Raw genomic sequence first — 22,919 nt, forward strand, 5'->3', positions numbered from 1 at the left:
CACCTCCGGTCCCCTCCCCTTTGCAAGGGGAGGGTTAGGGTGGGGTCCCTCTTAAGGAAACCCCCCATTTAAGTTCAATAAATCCCCTTAAAAACAACCCAAATATGACCCAATCCATCATCGAACAATTGACAAAATTAACCCAAGATTTACTCTGGATGAGTGAAGCCGATTATCCCTGGGAAGTTGTCTCATATAATTGCCCAAATATCACCCCAGGAAAACTCCTAGAACAGAGTAATTTACCCTCAGATACTGCCGTTGAAACCGTGAGTATCGAGCGTTTCTTTGCCCCCGCACTCCGGGAACAATCATGGCACAATGAAGAAGAACGAGCAACCAGAATCCGTTATCAAGAGTTATTTAATTTCCTGAATGAGCAATTGAATGACTTAAGGGTTTATCGCTGCGGAGAGGTTGAAATTGATGTTTATGTTTTAGGAACTGTTGAAGATAAAACTGTAGGACTCAAGACAACGGTTGTAGAAACATAACCCCATCAGGACAAGGCAGGGGTTTGTGCTTTGTCCTTTGGGGTTTGTGCTTTGTCCTGTTCTGATCATTAGAGATTGTCTACTCGACTCTCGATCGCCTCTTGAATCCCTCCCGGCAGATTAGATAAGAAATCATATCCTGTGGCAGCTTCCAATACATCGATAGAGACTCGATAATCCCGCCATGCTGTATTCGCTACTCGTTCCGTATTGGGCATTCGGACGGCGATCGCCCGGGTATCTGCTGTAATGTCCCTCAATCCACTCCCTGGGCGATCGAGAACGACAATAATTTTCCAAGTATAGCGCGGCACTGTGACTCGACCATTGGCGATCGCCTTAATTTGTCCTTCGGGTCCGGCAATAATATACAACTCCTTACCTTCTTCCACCAACTGCCGGGAATATTGTTCCAATTCGTTCCACACTCCCCGATTATTCGCCGCAGATTGGGGAATCATATTTGTCATCACAAATGTAGAAGAATTGTCCTCAACGGAGGCAGTGCGATCGCCCGAAGGAACCAGATGCCCGCGATCATATCCACTCCCCCGATAATCCGTCGCCCTCACCGCATAAAACCCCTCCGGCAACGATTCATCGGGTCTAAAATCATCTTGGCGGTCCACCGTGCCCAACCAGGATGAATTCAACTGCCAACTCACCCAATTTGCTGTCCCCAGACTGCGATTATAGGACAACACATACTGCGGCTTTTCCATCAAATAATTATCCGCATTCCCTGGGTCCCCAGTAGCATTACTCGGATTCCCCAATAGCAGATGGCTTTCCACACCCGTCGGGGGTCCCCACAACACAGGACAACCGGCTAAAATGACAGCCAAACCACAGGCGATCGCCCCCAAAAAAACCTGCCTAAATCCGGAATTTCGCTTAGACATCCCATCAAACCCAAAACAGATCTCCACCCATTTTACGTCCCTCCCCCTTCATATCCCCCCCATACCTCCGTGAAAATCTGTGAAATCCGTGGTTACCTCCCTCCCCAGAAGTAGTCACCCCGGCAAAATAAAGTTATGCTATAAATTATTGAGAAATGTTAAGAAAATAAGCCCCATGTTAACTTCCCCGACGAATGGAGCCAAAATCAAAACTTTAATAAAAGAGAAACTCTTATTCGGAAACGAGCCTACCCCTGAACTGGTTGCTATTTTGGTAGTTTACTTTGTCCAAGGCATCCTGGGGTTAGCGCGCTTAGCCGTTAGTTTCTTCCTCAAAGACGAACTCGGGCTAGGTCCTGCCGAAGTTTCAGCCTTAATGGGGATTGCCGCATTACCCTGGATTGTCAAACCCCTCTTTGGGTTTATGTCCGATGGGTTGCCCATTTTGGGGTATCGCAGACGGCCCTATCTCATTCTGTCGGGGATATTGGGTGCAGTCGCCTGGATTGGCATGGCAACCATTGTCAACAGTGGATGGCAAGCGACAGCCTTTATGTTACTCAGTTCCCTGTCTGTTGCCGTCAGCGACGTGATTGTAGATTCCCTCGTCGTTGAACGAGCCAGAAACGAGTCTTTAAGTAATGCTGGGTCGCTGCAATCCTTGTGCTGGGGTTCCTCGGCGATCGGAGGATTGATTACTGCTTATTTAAGCGGTTCCCTCCTGGAACATTTCAGCACCCAAACTGTATTTTTAATGACTGCAACCTTTCCTCCCATTGTCTGCGCAGTCGCCTGGTTGATTGCTGAGGAACGAGTGGGAGAGGATGCAATTGGGTTGGCGCAAGTCAAAGAACAAGGGATTCAACTCAAAGGTGCGATCGCCCAAAAAGCAATTTGGTTACCCACTGCCTTCTTGTTTATCTGGCAGGCAACTCCCTCAAGTGATTCCGCCTTCTTTTACTTCACTACCAACGAATTGGGATTTCAACCCGAATTTTTAGGGAAAGTGCGACTGGTGACCAGTCTGGCATCCCTGATTGGGATTTGGCTGTTCCAACGCTTTTTTAAAACCATTCCCTTTCGCACAATCTTCCGGTGGTCCACCCTGCTCTCTGCGGTGTTAGGGATGACAACCTTGTTACTGGTGACCCATACCAACCGGGCGATCGGCATTGATGACCATTGGTTTAGCATCGGCGATAGCTTGATTCTCACCGTCATGGGACAAATCGCCTATATGCCAGTCCTGGTCCTCGCTGCCAGACTTTGCCCCCCAGGAGTGGAAGCGACCTTGTTCGCACTTTTAATGTCCGTCACCAACCTAGCGGGACTGCTGTCATACGAAGAAGGTGCATTGCTGATGCATCTGTTGGGAGTGACAGAAACCAACTTTGACCAACTCTGGCTATTAGTGGTGATTACCAATCTCACCACCCTGTTACCCTTAATGTTCATTAAATGGCTACCGGATAGTGATGGCGGGAACAATTCATCTCCCTCATCGCAAGAGAATCAGCAGTATGAAGATATGCCCAGATTAAGTCCGGATCATGCAGGGGCGATCGAAACTTTACAACCTGAACAAGTCCCCGAATTTGAACCCTCGGCTTAATCCCTCAAACCCCAAAAATTAGCCAATGTCCTCTTAATTTCAACCTCCCGAATTTCTGTCATTTCTGGATTCTAGCGGTTCTCAAGCTATTGAGGTACGCTATAAGGGTCAAAGTCCCCCTTTCCAAGGGGGATTTAGGGGGATCGTTCGGAGTCTATTAGCTAGAAAACCGCTATAATTCGCAATACCAACATTCCAACCAATCGTCCCAACTAACATTAATCTACCCCCATTTAACCTTACACTCTCTCAAATTCATGCAACTCCAAAACCGTCAAACCCAAAACATTTCTTCCCCCAAATCCTATACTCACCAAGACTGGCAAAAAGGCTACGAATCCCAACCTAGGGAATTTGACTACTGGATTGACGACATCGAAGGAGAAATCCCTCCGGAACTACAAGGTACTTTCTTTAAAAACGGTCCCGGACTCCTGGATATTAATGGCGATCGCATTCATCATCCCTTTGATGGCGATGGCATGATTTGTAAAATTGCTATCAACCAAAGTCGCGCCCACTTTAGTAACCGCTTCGTCCAAACCGAAGGCTACCTCGCCGAAAAAAAAGCCGGTAAAATTCTCTATCGCGGCGTTTTCGGTACTCAAAAACCCGGGGGATGGTTAGCCAATATTTTCAACGTCAACATTAAAAATATTGCCAATACAAACATCATTTATTGGGGAAACAAACTCCTGGCTTTATGGGAAGCCGCCCAACCCCATCGCCTCGACCCTCATACCCTAAAAACCCTAGGATTAGACTCGATTCAAGGCACTTTACAACCCGGAGATGCCTTTGCGGCTCATCCCCGCATTGACCCCCATTCTCAACGGGATGGCGGTGCACCTTGCCTCGTCAACTTTGCCGTTAAACCCGGACCTTCTAGCACTATCACCATTTATGAACTCAACCCCACCGGGGAAGTGGTGCGACAACATTCCCACAGCATTCCAGGGTTTGCCTTCCTCCATGACATGGTAATCACCCCCAACTACTGTATCTTTTTTCAAAATCCCGTTCGGTTTAATCCCTTCCCTTTTTTATTGGGATGGCGCGGTGCTGGTCAATGTATTGACTTTAATCCTCATGAAAAAACAAAAATTATTTTAATTCCTCGGGATGGGAAATCAGAGGTCAAAATCATTGATACTGAACCTTGTTTTGTTTTCCATCATGCTAATGCCTGGGAAGAAAATGGGGAAATTTTTATTGATTCCATCTGTTATGAATCCTTCCCCTCAGTTGACCCCGATGGAGATTTTCGCGAGGTGGACTTTGATACAGTTCCGGCGGGTCAGTTGTGGCGATTTCAAGTGAATTTAGAAAGCGAAACCGTGCAGCATCAGGTGATAGAAACCCGCTGCTGTGAGTTTCCTTCCCTGCATCCGGAACGAGTAGGCCGTCCCTATCGCTACTTGTATATCGGTGCGGCCCATGCACCCCAGGGAAATGCCCCCTTGCAGGCGGTGTTAAAGCTGGACCTGGAAACGCAAACCCAACAGATTTGGAGTGCCGCCCCTCGTGGATTTACTGGGGAACCTGTGTTCGTTCCGCGTCCTGGAGGAACCCGCGAAGATCAAGGCTGGTTGCTACTGTTGGTGTACGATGCCGCCCACCATCGGTCCGACGTCGTGATCTTAGATGCGGAAGATTTGACCCCAGGGCCGATCGCCCGCTTGCACCTCAAACATCACGTCCCGTATGGGTTGCATGGCAGTTTTACCAGGGAATGGTTTGGTCCACAGGGGTAAATTTATTCCCCGGGAACGGGATTAAATCTGCCGGTAGGTGGATTTAGGAGGAGGGGAAGAGGACTTACAACTAAGGCAGCTTAATAAGGAGCGGATACAGGTGAGCTTAGCATCGCCTCAAGTATTCGCTCCTTATTTGTTAAAAATTTGCTGTTAACACAAAAGATTATGGAAACAAGCGAAAGAAGAATATCCCCTTATCCGAATATTCCCCCGGTCATTGAAACCAAAGACGAAGAGTATCTGGATTCTGGGGTGACGAGTAAACTGGCGATCGCCGGTCATCCGATCCACCCCGTGATTGTCACCATGCCGATCGGGTTACTGATTGCCGCACTCATCAGCGATGTGGTGTATTTGGGCACAACGGATTTATTTTGGGCCAAAGCGTCATTCTGGCTGATTGTCGGAGGTATCATTAGTGGATTCGCCGCTGGTTTGACTGGAATGTTTGACTTCGTAAAAGTCAAACGAGTCCGGGCTCGCAGCGCTGGATGGATTCACATGATAGGAAATATCGGCGTACTGCTGCTGAGTATTATCAATATGTGGACGCGACTAGGCGACCCTGCCGCACCGATTTTACCTTGGGGATTGCTTCTTTCCGTGGTCATCGCCACTTTATTGGGAGTAACCGGCTGGTTTGGAGGCGAACTCACATTCCGTCATAAAATAGGCGTAATTGGAGCAGGTCCCGAGAATTTACCCTAATTCAGGGAAATGTGAGAAATAGCACCGGGGCGATCGCACTCTCAAAAGAGGGATTTGGAGGCGATCGGTCCGGTGTTTTCATGTCATCAAGCTCGTTTCAATCCCTTTCAGGGATTAGAGGTCATTGGGACCCCCGTAGCAGGGCGGCGGTGCAATCCAGGCAATTCATGTTTCAATCCCTGAAAGGGATTAGAGGTCATTGGGACTCCTCTAAAGGTATATCTTGTATTCCTTCAGTAATTTCGTTTCAATCCCTGAAAGGGATTAGAGGTCATTGGGACCTGCATGGATTGACATTGCCCCCTCTTTTGGGAATCAAGTTTCAATCCCTGAAAGGAATTAGAGGTCATTGGGACAATGCTTCGGGGACTACCGCCTGCCTGGGGCGCTCTAAAACTTGGTTTCAATCCCTGAAAGGGATTAGAGGTCATTGGGACGCGCGATCGCAGACTTAGAAGAATCGTTTCCTTCAAGTTTTGGTTTCAATCCCTGAAAGGGATTAGAGGTCATTGGGACTTAGACATATCGTTATGGAGCCTTCAGTTAATCAGTTTCAATCCCTGAAAGGGATTAGAGGTCATTGGGACCCAGTTATTCACTCAGAAGAGGTAACCTAATCATGTTTCAATCCCTGAAAGGGATTAGAGGTCATTGGGACACAGGATAGCCAAAGGGTTGTTTAGTCTTTGGTTATAAGTTTCAATCCCTGAAAGGGATTAGAGGTCATTGGGACAAGATTGTCCGGGTGGGAAAATAGGCATAAGTTGTTTCAATCCCTGAAAGGGATTAGAGGTCATTGGGACTTTCCCTTAGTTGCATTCGAGATTAAGGGACGACGAGGGAAGTATGGTTTCAATCCCTGAAAGGGATTAGAGGTCATTGGGACATTCTATACGCCTGCAAAATGCTGAGTGTGTGGGTTTCAATCCCTGAAAGGGATTAGAGGTCATTGGGACTATATCTCTGTCTCACCATTGATAATCATTTTACGTTTCAATCCCTGAAAGGGATTAGAGGTCATTGGGACGAATTCACGTCTCTTCATTTCCCATAAATGAAGAGTTTCAATCCCTGAAAGGGATTAGAGGTCATTGGGACCCAGGTGTATGCGGCTTTGGCGCACGTTGAAGCGTTTCAATCCCTGAAAGGGATTAGAGGTCATTGGGACAGAAACTGCGCCCAATACTAAATATTTTCGAGTGATTGGTTTCAATCCCTGAAAGGGATTAGAGGTCATTGGGACGGTTATTTGTTCCTTAGAAAGATTCTGTGCCTCAGTTTCAATCCCTGAAAAGGATTAGAGGTCATTGGGACCCAATTCTCAACCCGGCTCTTTTTCCATTCAGGGTTTCAATCCCTGAAAGGGATTAGAGGTCATTGGGACTTGGCAACCCCCTGTAATCCGGTCCCGGCAGGTGCGTTTCAATCCCTGAAAGGGATTAGAGGTCATTGGGACTTTTGGTAAGGCATCAAAATGATCCTAGAGTTAGGTTTCAATCCCTGAAAGGGATTAGAGGTCATTGGGACGCGAAGGAGTGGCAGGTTGACGCGGCCTCAGACCGGGTTTCAATCCCTGAAAGGGATTAGAGGTCATTGGGACGGAAGAACCCCTGTATATTGAGTAGAAGTTATCTCAAGTTTCAATCCCTGAAAGGGATTAGAGGTCATTGGGACCCGGGATTCACCGAAGTTTCGCCCTCATCACAAAGCACTGGTTTCAATCCCTGAAAGGGATTAGAGGTCATTGGGACGTTAGAGGAGAGGCGATCTCTCACTGAAAACTGGTTTCAATCCCTGAAAGGGATTAGAGGTCATTGGGACAGCCCCGGACGGCATATTAGCCCGCTCTAAACTGTTTCAATCCCTGAAAGGGATTAGAGGTCATTGGGACGAAAAAGCCTTGGCTGATTCGATTATTCGATTAGGTTTCAATCCCTGAAAGGGATTAGAGGTCATTGGGACCCATTGTTGCTCTATCCCCTCTACTCTACAGAATTTTATGTTTCAATCCCTGAAAGGGATTAGAGGTCATTGGGACCAGTGATATCCTTCCCTGCTACTGTTAGCCGATATTCGTTTCAATCCCTGAAAGGGATTAGAGGTCATTGGGACTCCATTGATGGCGGTGACTGAATCAATCTCTTCGTTTCAATCCCTGAAAGGGATTAGAGGTCATTGGGACCCATCAATCTCAACTGCCACCTTCCCATTAACCATCGGGTTTCAATCCCTGAAAGGGATTAGAGGTCATTGGGACCTGATGCGATGAGGCAGGCATTCGCGGCATACAAAGGTTTCAATCCCTGAAAGGGATTAGAGGTCATTGGGACGAAATGGCATCAGCAGGGTAAGTCTTGATAATGGTTTCAATCCCTGAAAGGGATTAGAGGTCATTGGGACCTCCCGAATGTGGCATCTCAACAGTTGTGGTGGGTTTCAATCCCTGAAAGGGATTAGAGGTCATTGGGACAATGCCCCACTACACTAACAGGAGCAAACAGTGGTTTCAATCCCTGAAAGGGATTAGAGGTCATTGGGACACTGCTTTGGCGAATGCGATCGCCTCCGGGTTGGCGTTTCAATCCCTGAAAGGGATTAGAGGTCATTGGGACGAGTAGCTATCGGCTCTTTACTATTTACCAGACTGTTTCAATCCCTGAAAGGGATTAGAGGTCATTGGGACCAGCGATCGCAGCCTTCCGATCCTCTTCAGCCTTGACCTTGTTTCAATCCCTGAAAGGGATTAGAGGTCATTGGGACTTTTTGATTTTAATTGGCTTAAGCGTGAGATATGCCCAGAGTTTCAATCCCTGAAAGGGATTAGAGGTCATTGGGACGAGCAATGGGTTTGGCGGGCGATCAATAAGCTAGGTTTCAATCCCTGAAAGGGATTAGAGGTCATTGGGACCTAAATCCAGCCGTTAAAGCTTGCAGTAAGTTAGTAATTTCCGTTTCAATCCCTGAAAGGGATTAGAGGTCATTGGGACTGTTGCTGGCACGCCATAGGAAAGATGGACGGTGTTCGGTTTCAATCCCTGAAAGGGATTAGAGGTCATTGGGACTATATCAACTGGGGGAGGAGAAAAGCCAAAATTGAGTTTCAATCCCTGAAAGGGATTAGAGGTCATTGGGACGGAAGTGCCTGGAATCAATCTCATTAAATCTTTTGTTTCAATCCCTGAAAGGGATTAGAGGTCATTGGGACGTAAAATTCCTGCTGCTGCGTGAAGCTCATTGCGTTTCAATCCCTGAAAGGGATTAGAGGTCATTGGGACAGCTAGATTCACCCAGCCTCCGGATTGATGCGTAGTTTCAATCCCTGAAAGGGATTAGAGGTCATTGGGACTTAAATTGGTTGCCGTAGTCGTTGCTGGGACGGTGTTTCAATCCCTGAAAGGGATTAGAGGTCATTGGGACCAAAGAGGGAGATTGTCAGCGATGGACCAACGATGTTTCAATCCCTGAAAGGGATTAGAGGTCATTGGGACTTTTGCGACGCTTCAGACATCTATCAACAATCTCATGTTTCAATCCCTGAAAGGGATTAGAGGTCATTGGGACACTTTTCCCTCTCGTTTGATGGCGATAGAGCGTTTCAATCCCTGAAAGGGATTAGAGGTCATTGGGACTAATAATTACCGGGGCGTATTAATGAGTTATTTTGTTTCAATCCCTGAAAGGGATTAGAGGTCATTGGGACCCGAAGTTCCCGACCTTTCTCGTGGGGATTTTCCGTTTCAATCCCTGAAAGGGATTAGAGGTCATTGGGACGGGTGGTGGATGGGTGGTGAATGGTGTGCGCTGAGTTTCAATCCCTGAAAGGGATTAGAGGTCATTGGGACCTTTTAATTTTCGCCATTTGAACTGCGTTTCGTCGTTTCAATCCCTGAAAGGGATTAGAGGTCATTGGGACCGAATATTATTCCCCCAAGTCTGCGGTCAATTTCCGTTTCAATCCCTGAAAGGGATTAGAGGTCATTGGGACGCGTTCTGGAACCATTGCCTAGCAACCGTTTCAGTTTCAATCCCTGAAAGGGATTAGAGGTCATTGGGACGCTGGCAATTGTTGCGAACTCCTATGGGAAGCGGGGGGTTTCAATCCCTGAAAGGGATTAGAGGTCATTGGGACATTTACTGCTTGAGGGCAAACGGGCTGGAATGGAGTTTCAATCCCTGAAAGGGATTAGAGGTCATTGGGACTCCACAACGAAAATGGCTATATCGCCTGCGCTGTAGTTTCAATCCCTGAAAGGGATTAGAGGTCATTGGGACTTTGAGGGACATTCCAAAGGAGTGCGATCGATTGTTTCAATCCCTGAAAGGGATTAGAGGTCATTGGGACACGACAAAAAATCCAGTTAATCCCCACGCCCGAAAGGTTTCAATCCCTGAAAGGGATTAGAGGTCATTGGGACTTAGCTTCAGTGACGATCGCCTGAAGTTCAGCAGTTTCAATCCCTGAAAGGGATTAGAGGTCATTGGGACCCTTGCTGCAACGGCATCAGGTGAAACGGATTCGGTTTCAATCCCTGAAAGGGATTAGAGGTCATTGGGACGCTAAAGTGCGGGCCCGAGAGTTAGGTTACTCCGTGTTTCAATCCCTGAAAGGGATTAGAGGTCATTGGGACCCGGGATATCTGGAGGATCGCCCTCACCCTGGCTCACTCAGTTTCAATCCCTGAAAGGGATTAGAGGTCATTGGGACCTAAATCTACCCCCGAAACTACCCCAGAGTTGGTTTCAATCCCTGAAAGGGATTAGAGGTCATTGGGACCTGGTCGATTTGGGCCTGGTAGAAGTCAATCATTTGGTGTTTCAATCCCTGAAAGGGATTAGAGGTCATTGGGACACGAAAAGAAAAGAGGCATTTTTGCAGCCTCTTTAGGTTTCAATCCCTGAAAGGGATTAGAGGTCATTGGGACCAAAAACCGCCTCTCCCAGCCCAGAATACTCTATGTTTCAATCCCTGAAAGGGATTAGAGGTCATTGGGACCTCGACAAGGTAAGGGGTAGCGCTTCCTGTGTACTTTGTTTCAATCCCTGAAAGGGATTAGAGGTCATTGGGACGGGGAAGTCAGCAGCAACCCAATTTCGCTGCTGCACGTTTCAATCCCTGAAAGGGATTAGAGGTCATTGGGACGGGTGCTTATTCCATCAAATCCTCTGAGGGTATAAGTTTCAATCCCTGAAAGGGATTAGAGGTCATTGGGACGCGACTAAATAGAGTCGGGGCAATCCGGATTGACGGTTTCAATCCCTGAAAGGGATTAGAGGTCATTGGGACCAGCCTTTCCCTAATTTTTCCTCCCAAGTCTCAGAGCGGGTTTCAATCCCTGAAAGGGATTAGAGGTCATTGGGACTAGACGATGCCCTATCCCGTGCCGAAGATGCAGAGGTTTCAATCCCTGAAAGGGATTAGAGGTCATTGGGACTGAGGCGCACAAAATAAAATGCGCCCCTTGGACTGTTTCAATCCCTGAAAGGGATTAGAGGTCATTGGGACGCAAAATATGCAGGATTCCTGGTGGAAAAATGAGTTTCAATCCCTGAAAGGGATTAGAGGTCATTGGGACGAAACGCCATGATTTAATCAGTCCTAGGATGTTTCTGGGTTTCAATCCCTGAAAGGGATTAGAGGTCATTGGGACTTTAAGGTGTCGATAATTGCCTCTAATTCAATGATGTTTCAATCCCTGAAAGGGATTAGAGGTCATTGGGACCCCCGGTTTTTTCTTTCAGTTCAAATAACAAATCAGTTTCAATCCCTGAAAGGGATTAGAGGTCATTGGGACGAATCAGGGTTTCAAGGATTGATATTAAGAGTCGCGTTTCAATCCCTGAAAGGGATTAGAGGTCATTGGGACCGCCCGTGGTTGAAACCCTTGGTATATGCAGTTTTCAAGGTGCATTTGCGCGAACCTAGATTAAAAATACCATTACAGCCGCCCAGTTGTAAATAGGTAAAATTCATTTTCCTCTCAAATCATTGCTCCATATAGCTTTCAGGATTTGCGCGAACCAGCTAGAAGGGGGAAAAGCACTCAACGCCTTATCCCGTCGGGATTTCAGCCCCAAAATTTCCCCCCTTCTTTTTTACAGCTTGGGGTTCGCGCTAAATCTAAGCGAAAAAGATGGTCGAGTCCCTCGGTTCTACTCCCCCGATGCGTTCTATTTTACCTTGGCAGCAGGCGCAGAGGAAGAAAAATCGGATATTGTCCTCATCGGGTTTGATCTGTTTACTCAGGCGCATCCGCAGTCTCTGGTACTGTGTTTGGTTCAAATCACACTCAAACATCGAAAATTGCACCCACTGTCCATAGGACTTAAGAATATTGTGAATTTTGGTGCGTCGTTTGTCCTCGGAAATATCGTAAGCAATCACAACATACATAACCCATCCACCGAATGTTCTACAAATTCACCCCAACCCCGCCTCAGCAACCCGCAGTTGCGCTAATTCTCCGGGATGGGATGGCTATTTCAACACTAAAGGCGGATATTGCTCGATTTCTTCCATCAAATACTTCGCCATCAGTCGTCCTTGAATTTCAAAGGATTCCTGATAGGTACATTTTTTTCCCATCACGGGATGGGTGAAATCTGACTGTTTTTTCTGTTCATAAAGTCGCAGAAAAGTTCGCAAGGCTTCTGGGGTCAAGGATACTGCATTGCTAATCCGTTCCGTGGTAAAGTCCGCTGGAGTAAGGATGCGCTTATTGATAGCATTCAACACCATTGCATCTACGACAATCGGGCGAAATTCTTCCATTAAATCTAGGGCTAAGGAAGGACGTCCGTAGCGTTCGACGTGGAGATATCCGAGATAGGGGTCAAATCCTACAATATTTACTGCACTCTGGATATCATGACTGAGTAAAGAATAGCCTAAACTCAGCAGGGCATTCACCGGGTCCGTGGGAGGACGACGGCGACGGGCTTCAAAGCTGAATCCTTCGCTACGAATTAAGGCATCAAAACATTGGAAATAGGCGGCACTTCCTGCCCCTTCTAATCCGCGCAAGGAATCAATAGTAGCGGTTGATATCAGGGAGGAAAGGATCTGCTTCAGGCGATCCGTTGCCGTTTGGAAATCTACATCAGTTCGCTCTCGCTGTTTGCGTAACAAAGCATTGCGATAGTTTTTGAGTTTTCCCCGAATAAACCCCCGGACCAAATGCAGGGATTTGTCCGTTTCTCCCGCTGCTTGCCATTGGGCTTTGCGGACAAAAATATTCTTGGTCAGTTCCGGTTCTAATCGTCCTAAATATCGTCCCGTTGTCGTTAAAAAGCTCAAAGGAATATGGCGATTAAGCAGTTCCGTCACTGCTGCGGGGGAGACAGTTGCCCGTCCCATAATCACCACCCCTTCGATATTAATTAACGGCACATCCAGCAATTTTTGCTTATTGGCGCTAATATTTAAACGCTCATCAGTTTTGCCAATAAAACAGTCATCTTGAGTGATATAAACGGTTCCCACAATTCTCTCCTAATTTTAATCTAAAGTTTCTCTATTTTCCCTAAATTCCCGTCTTGTTCCCTCCCCTTGCCAAGGGGAGGGTTAGGGTGGGGTCCTCCGGCTCAAGGAACCAAAAAAAGGCTTCAATATTCCCCAATTAACTCGCTTCTTGATAGCGTTTAACTTTATCCGCAGCTTGGGGTAAACATTGATTAAATAAGCTGCAACCGCGACAACGCTTGCTGTAGATAGGGGGTGGCATAGTTCCGGTTTGGAGGAGGTTGGAAATGGCTTCTAAAGTGGCGATCGCCTCCTGTCGCAATTCCTCCGTAATTTCCACCGCTTGCCGTCGCCGAGTTTGGGCATAATACACATACCCGCGCTCAATTGTTTTCCCCATCATTTCCTCTAAACATAAGGCTTGAGCGCAAACTTGTAACTCATCATTATCCCATTCTCCTTTCTTCCCCCGCTTATATTCAATTGGATAAACTTCCCCCTCCACCGATTCTATTAAATCCGCTTTGCCAATCAGTTGATACCGTTCCGACTTCAGCCAAATCGCGCGAACTTGCCACACTTCCTCGCGATTTCCCTCTCCCAGGGTATGCACCCGTTCATGTAAATCGGTTCCTTCCAAAGTGTAGTGATTGTCCCGAAATTCCCCTGCACAAAACATCCGCCAGCAGCGATGAGGACAATAAGAATATTGATTGAGTGCAGCAATGGTAATGTAATCAGAATTGTTCATGACTTTTAATTTTGGATAGAACTACCTGGCGATCGCCTCCTATCAAGACACATTCAATCGCCGAATCATCCCCATTCCCATCGGCGTTTTACGTCCTGCACCACTGTAGAGTGCAAAATCAGCTAAAACATTAATATCCTTGATAATTTGCGGCGAAGCATCCCCTAAAATGGAATATCCCATTTCCCCCACACAGCCAATAAACTTACTGCGTTTATCGCTAATAATCTCCGAATGAACATTCACATAAGTCGGGAAAATGTACTCCGTCAAAGATTCAGCTAGGGGAATTTGACTATATTTATTCCAACGGTGCAGCAAACTATTAAACAAACATTCTCGGGTAGGCAAACAGGAATCATATTGACCCTGCCGAAAAGCCGTCGGCGTACAGAAAACCATATCTATTTTACGTTGACTATCCGATGCCTTTTCATATAACTCCCCATAACTGCAAAAATTCGCCCAAGGCTGAGTCACCTGCGGTGTCCCCAAAATTCGAGTAATCTGCAAATTTGCCGCACCTAAATGCCAAGGTTGTTCGGGATTCAGATTTAACCAAAGCTGCATCAAATTGTTAAATAAGCCATCATCTAACAAGGAAACCCGCCACCAACAACCCATCCCTTTGGGAATGGGTTTATGGTGCTGCCACTGCAACAATTGCCCGGAATTTTGAGAGGAATGGCTCACTTGCAGGGGACTGAGGGTAAAGGCTTTTTCACTCTTTTGTTCATGTAAAAAGGTCGCTAATTCAGGGTTAACCGAATTGATGAGGGTGAGAAACAGAGCATGGAGATGTCTACCCGTGAGAAATTGCGGGTAAATCGGGGAAGTGGGAACTAGGTTGATGATGAGACTATGGGGCATAATAATTAAAGTCAATAAATGTGGGGACAATGTTTTAGGGGTGGAGTTGTACTTGTAGGTACAGTACAACTCCCTATCTTCATTCAAGGCTTAATATAAACCATGTTCCCGAGAAATATGATTATATCCGCCCAGGTAAATCACATCGACAAACGGTACATTAGGAACTGGCTCTGGTTGATGGTCTGTAGGGCCATGTGCGCCATAGAAATGTTCGGGGTTTACATTCATTTGAATGCTTTTTTGTTCAATAATACTGATGCTGTTATATCCTGCTTCATAACCTTGTCTTACCACAGGAGTATCAGGGTCAAATTGAGAGAGCATTTCGATGAGTTGTTGGCTTTTCATGGATTTGTTAATAGAATAAAATGAGTTTTCGTTAGACACAATAGAACTCTTGTTCATCGGGGAGACGGAGCTTGACTCCTTCCGTTGCGAGTGCTAGTATTCCAGCCACTCCTGGGAAAAACTGATAAATTTTTTCCCCATCATTGCAGTTGACCGTAATGGGAAAAGATTCGATTCTAGCTTGTCGTAGTCGATACAGGGGACCGGCATTTTTGAGCGGACAAAGGATGACTCCTGGAAACCACTCTTTTTCCAGGCTTTCTATTAAGGGCATTGGGGCGATCGCTTCCCCAGACCCTCTTTGAATTTTACAACCAAAAAAAGCATTGAGCTTGTTCATTTCTTCAGTGATAAATTCATGGATTTTACCCCGATAACGCAACCGAAAACTTACCTCATAAGGCGGATCGGCGGGACTTTGAATTTCCAGAATTTCACCATCTGAAACAAAGTTGCAATACCGTAAGAGATGTAATGCATCTAAAAAGGTTTCGGAGGAGTGGTCTAAAAATAACCCCTGCGGATCGCGAATCTTGAGACTCTCAAATAACCCGGAGCGAAATTGGAAAAGTGGTGCATAACTGGCGCTCCATTTAGCGGCAAATTCTTTGAAGTGTTGGGCAGCTTCAGGTTGGGTTTTGAAGATTTTTTCAATATCTTCTAAGTCGGCATTTCCAGCTCTAATGTCTTCCCAATCTTCCGGGCAGTTAATTTGGAGAAAGGTTTGGATAAAATGCCTCCGACCCGGAACGAGTTTAAGCGGTTTCTCAGCTAACTCTCGGGCGGCCCGGATATCTTTGATTCGAGAACGATAATAGGACCAACTGCGTTTGCCTCCCAGACTTAATCGCAGACTTTCAAACAGTTCAGAAATGAGCGAATGCTGGGGCAGGTTTTCTAGCATTTCTTCCATTTCTAATAGGGGACGGGCGATTTCTAAAAATGCCTCAGAACGCCAATAAGCCAGCCAAAAAGGTCGATCTAAGCATTGAAGGGTTTCGAGAGTTTCAGCTAGGGCCGATCGCCCGCCAGAACGGTCCAGGTTGGTAATCCCTTGTTCCCATGCGCGCTCGGGTAAATAGCCGATCGCTTCTGACGGAATATCAGTTTCCGTTTTACCCAATACCCGCCCCACTCGCCCAATTCTCTGCCAAAATGCAGCGCGATCGCGGGCTGAAAAAATCAACCAATCTAAGTTTTGTCGAGTCGGTGCAGGATGCCGTTCAAAATTAAATCCCACATCCACTGTACTGGTGGCTAAAATAATCGATTGTTCCATTGCCCATTTCCGATCCGTAGCAGAAGCAGGGCCGGTAATTCTCCCGATGCGATCGCCTAAACCTTTTGCTTTTAAAGTTTGGTACAACTCAGTCACCACAGAGAGAGAATCTAAAATGACCGCCCCATTGCAATCGGGTCTTTGTTGGTATCGCCGCACCACTTCATCGGCTAACTCAGCCACAAATTCTGGTTTCGTCGGTTGAGATCGCAACTCCAAATTAACCGCAGTTTGCGAGGGTAACAGATTAGAGGTTCCCAGCCCATCAATCCGGGCAATTCTGACCCCCTGCGCTTCTAAATTACTGAATACCACTTCACAAGCAGGTTCCGGTGTAGCGGTGAGCAGAATCACTCGTCGCCCTTGTTCAAAAAAGCCAAAAATGTGCGAGTGAGCTAAATAGAACAGCAATCCCACTAACTGTTTCGCATCGTAAAGATGAAACTCATCAAAGATAACCGTAGAAAATTTGGTGTAAAATCCACTGGCAATATTGACGCGATCGAGTCGGTTATAGGCAAAAAAGGTGGCGTAGTAAAAAATATCGGGATTAGTCACAAGCAAAACCGGACGTTTCGGCCCTAATTCTGGAAAAATTGTCGCCGGATTCCTTAACAGGTTATAGACTTTTTCTCCAGAACGTGCTCCCACTTGAGCATTCGACCACTGGCGAATTTTGGCGGCAGATGCCTCAATTACCACATGGTCTAATCCCGCCTCTTTGACAAAGTTTTTAGCTGCTTCTGTTTGTTGGGTAATTAAGGCATTGGTGGGGGCGATATAGACCGCACTTTTGGTCGGTTGATGCAGCAGGGTTAATAACCCACCTTTCGTTTTGCCGGTGCCCGTAGGTGCAAGGGCGAGAATCAAGTCATGATCGTGCGATCGCTCGTACACTTCGACTTGATGCTGCAAGGCATTCCCCATAAAAGCGAGTTCTGGAGGCAAGGAAGTACAAGCGGCAATGCTGCGCGGTTCAAGCTGGATTGATAAGGGTTCATTACTCATTATTTGATTCCTCCACCACAAAAGCAGACACCGACAGGAACAATGATTTCGCCAAATTGCCAAGCAACACCTTGAAACCGGAGATTTTTGACTAAAGGTGCTGGTGGGATTGAGATTAAATCAAAAGAGAGCATCTGCAACTCTGCTGGTAAATCTGCCGTATTCAGATACGCGCTACTTTGATACATTCCTTCAGGCAAAGCAATCTGTTTAAGTTCTGAAATCACCTCGACTCGAACCTTACTCATAAATTTACCGACGCGAATGTAATCCGGTAATTCGCGATCGCCAAAGACTAAGGTTTGAAATACATTTCCTCGGGCGATCGTGCGTAACCTTCCCGACTGCGGAAAATTGCTAGGTCTAAATGAATTGGGTTTTTTCCCCTCACGTTGGACGGGCAAATCCTCGCGGGCGGTTGCGACTCGATTATTCGTCATCGCATACCAATAAGAATCAGAAAGTGCATTAAATCGTTCCCACCGAAATGTCACCTTGCCCTGTTTAGGCCAAGCGGGTAACAGATAACAATCCGAAAGTGAACCTAAATCTTCCAGGTAAGTCGGTCGCCAGGTTGCAGTTCCAGACAGACGATAGGGAGAACGAACCCAACCCAAAGCATAAGCTAAGGCATAGTTTCCCAATACTCCCTCGGTATAATAAGCATCGGACAATTCTCGGGAGGCAAAAAAAACGGGTTCTGCACACCACAATTCGACCAAACGCCCCTGTTTAAATAAAGGCAAATTTGCTGGTGTATTTTCTACGGTTGTGAGGAGTGACATAAGCTAATTTTTGAAAGGTTTTAACGAATTTTAGAACGGTCCAAAATATAATTTTTGCATTGAATCGGAAGGACAAAATCCGGGTGAATTTTGCCACTCTGTCCCTTATCCCCAAACCCCTTCTCCCTTTTTGGGAGAAGGGGAGACGGATTTTAACCTTCTGGGGTTACAGGTTCAGTATTTTTCTTGCCCTTCCGATTGCTAGAAGCTTTTTCCGGAGGTTTGCGGAAGGTTTCATAAGAACGATCCAGGCGTTTGAGAAACGTTTCTCGCTCTCCATCCCAGTGACTGTCAACATCTGCGATTACAGCGGTTAATTGCTCTTCTGTTAGCTGCATAGAAATTCCGCGACGGTTTGTCCAAGTGGCGATCGCATCTTTAGTCATTCGCTCCAACAAATCCGTATCAAATGGATGTTCTAAAGGCGTTTTTGCCTCTATCAAAGCATCGTAGAGACTTTGCACCAACTCCAACGAACTCGGCAGTTCTGTAATCCCTCCAAATATCCCTAAAATCTGATTTTCCATGCGCCCAATGCGGCTGGAAACAGCCCCATATCGGGGGGTCATCAAAATATTACCCAGAACATATCGCATCTCATCAGCAGTCATATCTTTCAGGGTCACCACATCCAGAAAATGCACCCCAGGTTTGATATACTCAGTGGTATTGAGGGCGGTTGATGCTTTGTCATTTTCATCGCGCATCGTTCCCGTTTCAAAAATAGCATTGATGGTGCGTTCGGCTACAGTTTCAGAGGTTGGCAATAAGCTAAATGCATCTTCCGTCCAAACCCGGCTTTTTTGTGCGCCTCCTCCACCGGCAGCAAATCCATACAGAAAGCAATCGATACACATTTCACAAGGCGCATTGGTATTTAGGGAACAGACTGCTCCGTCTTTGTTTGGATGTAAAAGCTCAAATCCGCGAAGTTGTTCCCGACCAAATCGCCGTTCAGGTGCGACTTGTTTACGCTTGGTCATGACTAAACGCTGAATCGAATTTTTATGCTGAAATCCAGCTTGCACAAATTCACTGCACATGGGTTCCCCGGAGCCTTCAGTGCGGAGAATTAACTCAGATTGGGTTTTCCGCAAGACCACCATCCCGATGGTCCGACCTTTCGGGAAATTTTCATAGGTGGGCGCGAGAAATTTACTTAGGGTTTCAATGGACATGATTCAGTCTCCTATTCAACAGTTTCAGTTACTTCAATATCGGAATTTTCAGACTCAGCCTTAACTTTATTTCTCTCCTCTTGGAGGAAGAAAAAATAAGCAGATTCTAAGGTTTTTTGGTCGGCAGTTAGCCTTTCGGCTCGACCTTGATAGACCTCTTCATACAGTTGGCGCAGGACCTGATAATATTTCTTGATTTGCTCGAACTTGGTTGCGCCAACCTTATACCCTGTCCTGCGACCTACAATGCGATCAAGTCGGGTATGATAATTTTGCACCAGGGCTGCAAATACTAGGTCCAAATCCATGTAAGGCTTTTGAGAACGAATGGCGGCGATAAAATTGCCAAACGGTTCTATGGAAGAAGTCCGCTTATAAGACGCCCAAATTGTTCCGGCGACTGCCAGTTGAGCCGCTTGTTTGAGGTATTGCGTTAAGATATGATTGTCATCGGGCATAAGACTCTCCAGTAAAGTATTCAGGGGTTCACAAATGTCACTCCAGATTTGTTCCCATTTGGGATTCTCTTTTTCTCGCAAAATCCATCGCAATAAAACGTAGTAAAGGCTAAAGGGTTGGGATGTTGCCCGCGCTAAATCATACAGGCAATCATCCCGCTTTTTAGGGCTGGCAACGGCTAAAACCAGCGGTCCAAGACATCGCAGTCTGTCCCGAATTTTGGTGGCATCTTCCCGACTATACTGCCCTGTTTCTAGTAACGGGATGAGGGAGGTGGGAATTCCTTCGACTTTGCCATAAACCTCTACAGAAGGTTCTATTTCCAAATGAGAGCTGACAATAAATGGAAATCCAACTTCTAAGGATAAAGACAGTTCTAATGCCAACCACAATGACTTAAGCAGCGCTACAGAAACATTGGTATCCCCCCATAATAAAGGAATTAGGACGTTGCCATTAATAAAATCCGAGCGTTGAGGAAAGGCAAATCCTACAACTTTGCTAGATTTGAACTCTAAGCTGTTATCCCGATAAAGTTGCCGTTCATCAACTTGAATCGGTCCACCTTCTAAATTAATTCGGGCTTTATCCCGTAAGAAATCGCTCCAAATTCGCCGTAGTTCTGGAGAAGAACCGGAAGGCAGGAGGAAGTGTAAGTACATCGGTTCATGTTTACTACCTGCCGGAAACTGTCCCCCGATCGCAACTAACTGATAGGCTAATGCTTCAATAGAATCCGCGTACCGAGTCGGTTCCGCACTCATTCCACCGGGAATCCGATTAGAAAACATCTGCACTTTGGTTCCCGGTGGCATATTTGGAGACCGCAGTTTTTCAGTGTTAGCTGATGTATAACCGAGAGAAGACCGCTCTTTGGGAGGGGTCGTAATGTAATCGGTCAAGGCATCAAATCCATTTAGCAACGAGGGAACAGGTAGGTTCAACAGTTGCTCGACTGCTGTGCGAATTTCTGGAGCAATCGTTGAATCCTCTGAGCCATCGCTTCCGCTCTCACTTTCTTTTCTTCTTTGGAGGGAGTCCCGCAAGGCTGCTTCGATTCCTTCGCGGCCTTTTGTAACCACTTTGGCGGCAAACAAAGGACGCGCATACTGCGGGTCAAAGGGTTCGATCGCCGCCCGATGAACCGGAGAAATCCCCACCAGTGTGGCAATTAAATCCCAAACTTCTTGGGTACTCGGTTGCGGCTGAAGGCTGCGATAACTTAAATAAACCGCTTTTAATCCCTCTGCGATCGCAAATTCTTCGGGGTTACTCACGGGGACTAATCCCACCGATTCCGCCTCTACTAAGGCCGTTGTACCGGCTTTTTGTCCCCATTTGGCAATATCCTGCTCAATTTTACTGGCTTTAAAGCCTCCTTTCTTTTTTTCTAAAAACCCGAAGGCGATCGCCACCACTTCATCAATATCTTGGTTGATAGCTTGCGGAGAAATTTTAATTCCATCCTTGGTGGGATTAACCAGTTGCTCGATATTTTTCCCGAAAACTTCATTAATCTTAGATTGCCACCGTGCTGCTATTTTTGAGATTAAATCTCCTTCCGGCCAACTGACCCCCTCAAACAAAACTCCATCAGGGAAAATCGCCAAGGGAGTCAATCCCTCTTTAATTAAAATTTCCTCTACGGCATTCAGCAGTAAAGCCGTGATGTATCCCTGATCCTTTGAGACTCTCACTTGGTAAAGCAAACAGGTCCGGTCAAAAGCTACAGTGAGTTCCGTTTGTAATTTCTGAATCCGCTTTTGTTCAGGAATTCCTAAATCAAATAAATCGGCGGCTCTTAACATCGCCACCCAGGATTCCATCTCGTCCGGTTCCGGGGAAAAAATCATGCCATCGCTGACCCCGTGCCCCGAGTGCCTTTCGATGAGACGGCGAGCCAGTTCCAGTGAGTCTTCTCCCTGCACCAGAGACTGGACACAGGCTTCCTGAAGCTGCTGTTCCAGAAATGCCCGATCTCTCGCCAACTGTTTCACCTTACGACCGGAAGCATCGCCGAGTTTGTTGAGGTCGTGAACCGCTGCGCTTGCCAGGAGAATTTCCCGGATCCGGTCCGGGACTCCGGCTTGGCGGCTGACTGTCAAGATAAACTGACAAGCTGAATCCAAATGTTCTGCCAAAGTGGTTCCGGTTCTGACTCCGTACTGCTGATGCTTGCCATGAAGTTGGTACAGTACCGGGCGAATATCGCTAAAGTAGCGCTCCTCCAAACTTTTGGGTGGGCCTTTCAAGAGTCGAAGACGTTGCGACATAAGATTCGACCTCGTGTTCAATTACAATAGCTACTATGGCATAATAAATTTAAAAGTGCAAGTGTATTTTATAAATGATCCGAAAGAAAGACACAATTACACTGTCAATTCCCCCAGGGACCAAGGAACGACTGGAAGAAATCGCCGATGCATTGAAGGTGCGGTGGGGCGATCGCGGGAGTATCTCGGGGTTGCTGACGGCGATCGCACAGGGAAAATTTCAACTGGGACAGCCCCTGAACCTGACGAGCGCCCAGGTTCAAGCCCTCCAGCAAGCCCAGCGCCTCCTGATTGATACGGGCCATATCCCCCAAGCTCAAACCCTGACGAGTCTACTCTTAGATCGCGGGAATTTAGAAGCCCCCCTGCGTCTGGCCCTTCAGCAATTGGCCACTCAACCTAATGAGACATGGCGTCGGCAGGTGGAAGAGCATATCCAGAACCGGCAACCGTTTCGGGTGTTTTATCGGAACGCTCAAGAGAGTGACTTGGTTTATACCGTGCGTTGTGCAGAACTCCCCTTTCGCGAAAAGCGGTTTTATTTGGAAATCTGGTGCGAGGAGACCGAAGACATCAAAAACACGGACTTTCCCGAACTCATCCATAATCGCTGCCTGCGCCTGGACCGGATTAGAGAGATTCAACCGATCGCCGGGGAATGGCGAAATGGCCTCGACTTTATTGAAGTGTACTTGCACTTTTGTGGGGGCTTGGTCAAAGCCTATGAAAGCAAAGACAGTGACATCAGCAATGAGGTGATTGGCGAGGTGCGCCAAGTGGTCCGTCGGGTTTCAAATCCATTCTGGTTGATTCGAGAAATCCTCCCTTATGGAAAAAAATGCCAAGTGGTGGCTCCCCAAGCCATCCGCGATCGGGTTAAGGAAGAAATTCATGCTATCTATCAACGTTATCTGGAACCGGATACTCTGCCGCACTCCTAACGGATCCAGCTAGGCTTTTAATCCCAGTGACAAGAAACCGAATTTCTGTCGGGCTTTGCAGCAAATCCAGACAGAAACCCAGTTTCTCTTCC

Annotated in this window: 15 protein-coding genes and 1 CRISPR repeat array; of the genes, 5 read left to right on the forward strand and 10 right to left on the reverse strand. The window is 46.8% G+C overall.

All coding sequences use genetic code 11. The annotated features are described in order from the left end of the window. The first annotated feature begins 104 nt into the window (after positions 1-104). Positions 105-494 carry a nuclease A inhibitor family protein gene (locus tag NG792_RS11130; protein ID WP_261198222.1) on the forward strand — a complete coding sequence of 130 codons (390 nt, stop codon included), beginning with the start codon at positions 105-107 and terminating at the stop codon, positions 492-494. Between the two features lie 68 nt (positions 495-562). On the opposite strand, the gene NG792_RS11135 is transcribed toward NG792_RS11130, so the two are convergent. Next, positions 563-1,396 (reverse strand): DNA/RNA non-specific endonuclease, encoded by an 834-nt coding sequence (locus tag NG792_RS11135; protein WP_261198223.1) that lies wholly within the window; start codon positions 1,394-1,396, stop codon positions 563-565. A 175-nt stretch (positions 1,397-1,571) separates the two neighbouring features. On the opposite strand from NG792_RS11135, the gene NG792_RS11140 reads away from it, so the two are divergent. From NG792_RS11140 to NG792_RS11150, 3 genes are all read left to right on the forward strand, one after another. After that, entirely contained in the window at positions 1,572-3,008 is a 1,437-nt protein-coding gene (locus NG792_RS11140; protein ID WP_261235481.1) for a folate/biopterin family MFS transporter, read from the forward strand. A gap of 257 nt (positions 3,009-3,265) precedes the next feature. Next, positions 3,266-4,762, forward strand: coding sequence for a carotenoid oxygenase family protein (locus NG792_RS11145; protein ID WP_261235482.1), 1,497 nt, complete (start codon positions 3,266-3,268; stop codon positions 4,760-4,762). A 168-nt stretch (positions 4,763-4,930) separates the two neighbouring features. Then, a complete protein-coding gene (locus tag NG792_RS11150) occupies positions 4,931-5,473 on the forward strand; it encodes a DUF2231 domain-containing protein (protein ID WP_261198227.1) in 543 nt (180 codons plus the stop codon). A 94-nt stretch (positions 5,474-5,567) separates the two neighbouring features. Next, positions 5,568-11,337: a CRISPR direct-repeat array (repeat unit 37 nt; unit sequence GTTTCAATCCCTGAAAGGGATTAGAGGTCATTGGGAC). A 254-nt stretch (positions 11,338-11,591) separates the two neighbouring features. Here the strand turns inward: NG792_RS11150 and cas2 are convergent. The 9 genes from cas2 to NG792_RS11195 form a co-directional block, all read right to left on the reverse strand. Further along, complete coding sequence (gene cas2 / locus NG792_RS11155; protein WP_254563943.1) at positions 11,592-11,864, reverse strand: CRISPR-associated endonuclease Cas2; 273 nt, start codon at positions 11,862-11,864, stop codon at positions 11,592-11,594. An 84-nt stretch (positions 11,865-11,948) separates the two neighbouring features. Next, on the reverse strand, positions 11,949-12,953 hold the full coding sequence (gene cas1d / locus NG792_RS11160) for a type I-D CRISPR-associated endonuclease Cas1d (RefSeq protein ID WP_261235483.1): 1,005 nt from the start codon (positions 12,951-12,953) through the stop codon (positions 11,949-11,951). 136 nt (positions 12,954-13,089) lie between these two features. Further along, entirely contained in the window at positions 13,090-13,683 is a 594-nt protein-coding gene (gene cas4, locus NG792_RS11165; protein ID WP_261235484.1) for a CRISPR-associated protein Cas4, read from the reverse strand. Positions 13,684-13,725: 42 nt separating this feature from the next. Continuing rightward, positions 13,726-14,553 carry a CRISPR-associated endoribonuclease Cas6 gene (gene cas6 / locus NG792_RS11170; RefSeq protein WP_261235485.1) on the reverse strand — a complete coding sequence of 276 codons (828 nt, stop codon included), beginning with the start codon at positions 14,551-14,553 and terminating at the stop codon, positions 13,726-13,728. 90 nt (positions 14,554-14,643) lie between these two features. Then, complete coding sequence (locus NG792_RS11175; RefSeq protein WP_261235486.1) at positions 14,644-14,943, reverse strand: hypothetical protein; 300 nt, start codon at positions 14,941-14,943, stop codon at positions 14,644-14,646. Beyond that, a complete protein-coding gene (gene cas3, locus NG792_RS11180) occupies positions 14,936-17,191 on the reverse strand; it encodes a type I-D CRISPR-associated helicase Cas3' (RefSeq protein ID WP_261235487.1) in 2,256 nt (751 codons plus the stop codon). The genes NG792_RS11175 and cas3 overlap by 8 nt, the downstream gene beginning before the upstream one ends. Then, on the reverse strand, positions 17,191-17,976 hold the full coding sequence (gene cas5d / locus NG792_RS11185; RefSeq protein WP_261235488.1) for a type I-D CRISPR-associated protein Cas5/Csc1: 786 nt from the start codon (positions 17,974-17,976) through the stop codon (positions 17,191-17,193). The genes cas3 and cas5d overlap by 1 nt, the downstream gene beginning before the upstream one ends. 152 nt (positions 17,977-18,128) lie before the next feature. Beyond that, entirely contained in the window at positions 18,129-19,154 is a 1,026-nt protein-coding gene (gene cas7d / locus NG792_RS11190; protein WP_261235489.1) for a type I-D CRISPR-associated protein Cas7/Csc2, read from the reverse strand. Between the two features lie 11 nt (positions 19,155-19,165). Then, entirely contained in the window at positions 19,166-21,886 is a 2,721-nt protein-coding gene (locus tag NG792_RS11195; RefSeq protein ID WP_261235490.1) for a CRISPR-associated protein Csc3, read from the reverse strand. A gap of 74 nt (positions 21,887-21,960) precedes the next feature. Between NG792_RS11195 and NG792_RS11200 the strand changes: the two genes are divergently transcribed. Beyond that, positions 21,961-22,827, forward strand: a complete 867-nt coding sequence (locus tag NG792_RS11200) for a helix-turn-helix transcriptional regulator (RefSeq protein ID WP_261235491.1) — start codon at positions 21,961-21,963, stop codon at positions 22,825-22,827. The last annotated feature ends 92 nt before the right edge of the window (positions 22,828-22,919 follow it).

It is taken from the genome of Laspinema olomoucense D3b, assembly GCF_025370785.1.
Classification (GTDB): Bacteria; Cyanobacteriota; Cyanobacteriia; order Cyanobacteriales; family Laspinemataceae; genus Laspinema; species Laspinema olomoucense.

Excerpts from the sequence above, each read along its gene's own strand:
- cas7d (WP_261235489.1), bottom strand. The coding sequence starts at position 19,154 with ATGTCCATTGAAACCCTAAGTAAATTTCTCGCGCCCACCTATGAAAAT.
- NG792_RS11200 (WP_261235491.1), top strand. The coding sequence starts at position 21,961 with ATGATCCGAAAGAAAGACACAATTACACTGTCAATTCCCCCAGGGACC.
- NG792_RS11135 (WP_261198223.1), bottom strand. The coding sequence starts at position 1,396 with ATGTCTAAGCGAAATTCCGGATTTAGGCAGGTTTTTTTGGGGGCGATC.
- NG792_RS11140 (WP_261235481.1), top strand. The coding sequence starts at position 1,572 with ATGTTAACTTCCCCGACGAATGGAGCCAAAATCAAAACTTTAATAAAA.
- NG792_RS11145 (WP_261235482.1), top strand. The coding sequence starts at position 3,266 with ATGCAACTCCAAAACCGTCAAACCCAAAACATTTCTTCCCCCAAATCC.
- NG792_RS11150 (WP_261198227.1), top strand. The coding sequence starts at position 4,931 with ATGGAAACAAGCGAAAGAAGAATATCCCCTTATCCGAATATTCCCCCG.
- NG792_RS11130 (WP_261198222.1), top strand. The coding sequence starts at position 105 with ATGACCCAATCCATCATCGAACAATTGACAAAATTAACCCAAGATTTA.
- cas6 (WP_261235485.1), bottom strand. The coding sequence starts at position 14,553 with ATGCCCCATAGTCTCATCATCAACCTAGTTCCCACTTCCCCGATTTAC.
- cas3 (WP_261235487.1), bottom strand. The coding sequence starts at position 17,191 with ATGAGTAATGAACCCTTATCAATCCAGCTTGAACCGCGCAGCATTGCC.
- cas2 (WP_254563943.1), bottom strand. The coding sequence starts at position 11,864 with ATGTATGTTGTGATTGCTTACGATATTTCCGAGGACAAACGACGCACC.
- cas5d (WP_261235488.1), bottom strand. The coding sequence starts at position 17,976 with ATGTCACTCCTCACAACCGTAGAAAATACACCAGCAAATTTGCCTTTA.
- cas4 (WP_261235484.1), bottom strand. The coding sequence starts at position 13,683 with ATGAACAATTCTGATTACATTACCATTGCTGCACTCAATCAATATTCT.
- NG792_RS11195 (WP_261235490.1), bottom strand. The coding sequence starts at position 21,886 with ATGTCGCAACGTCTTCGACTCTTGAAAGGCCCACCCAAAAGTTTGGAG.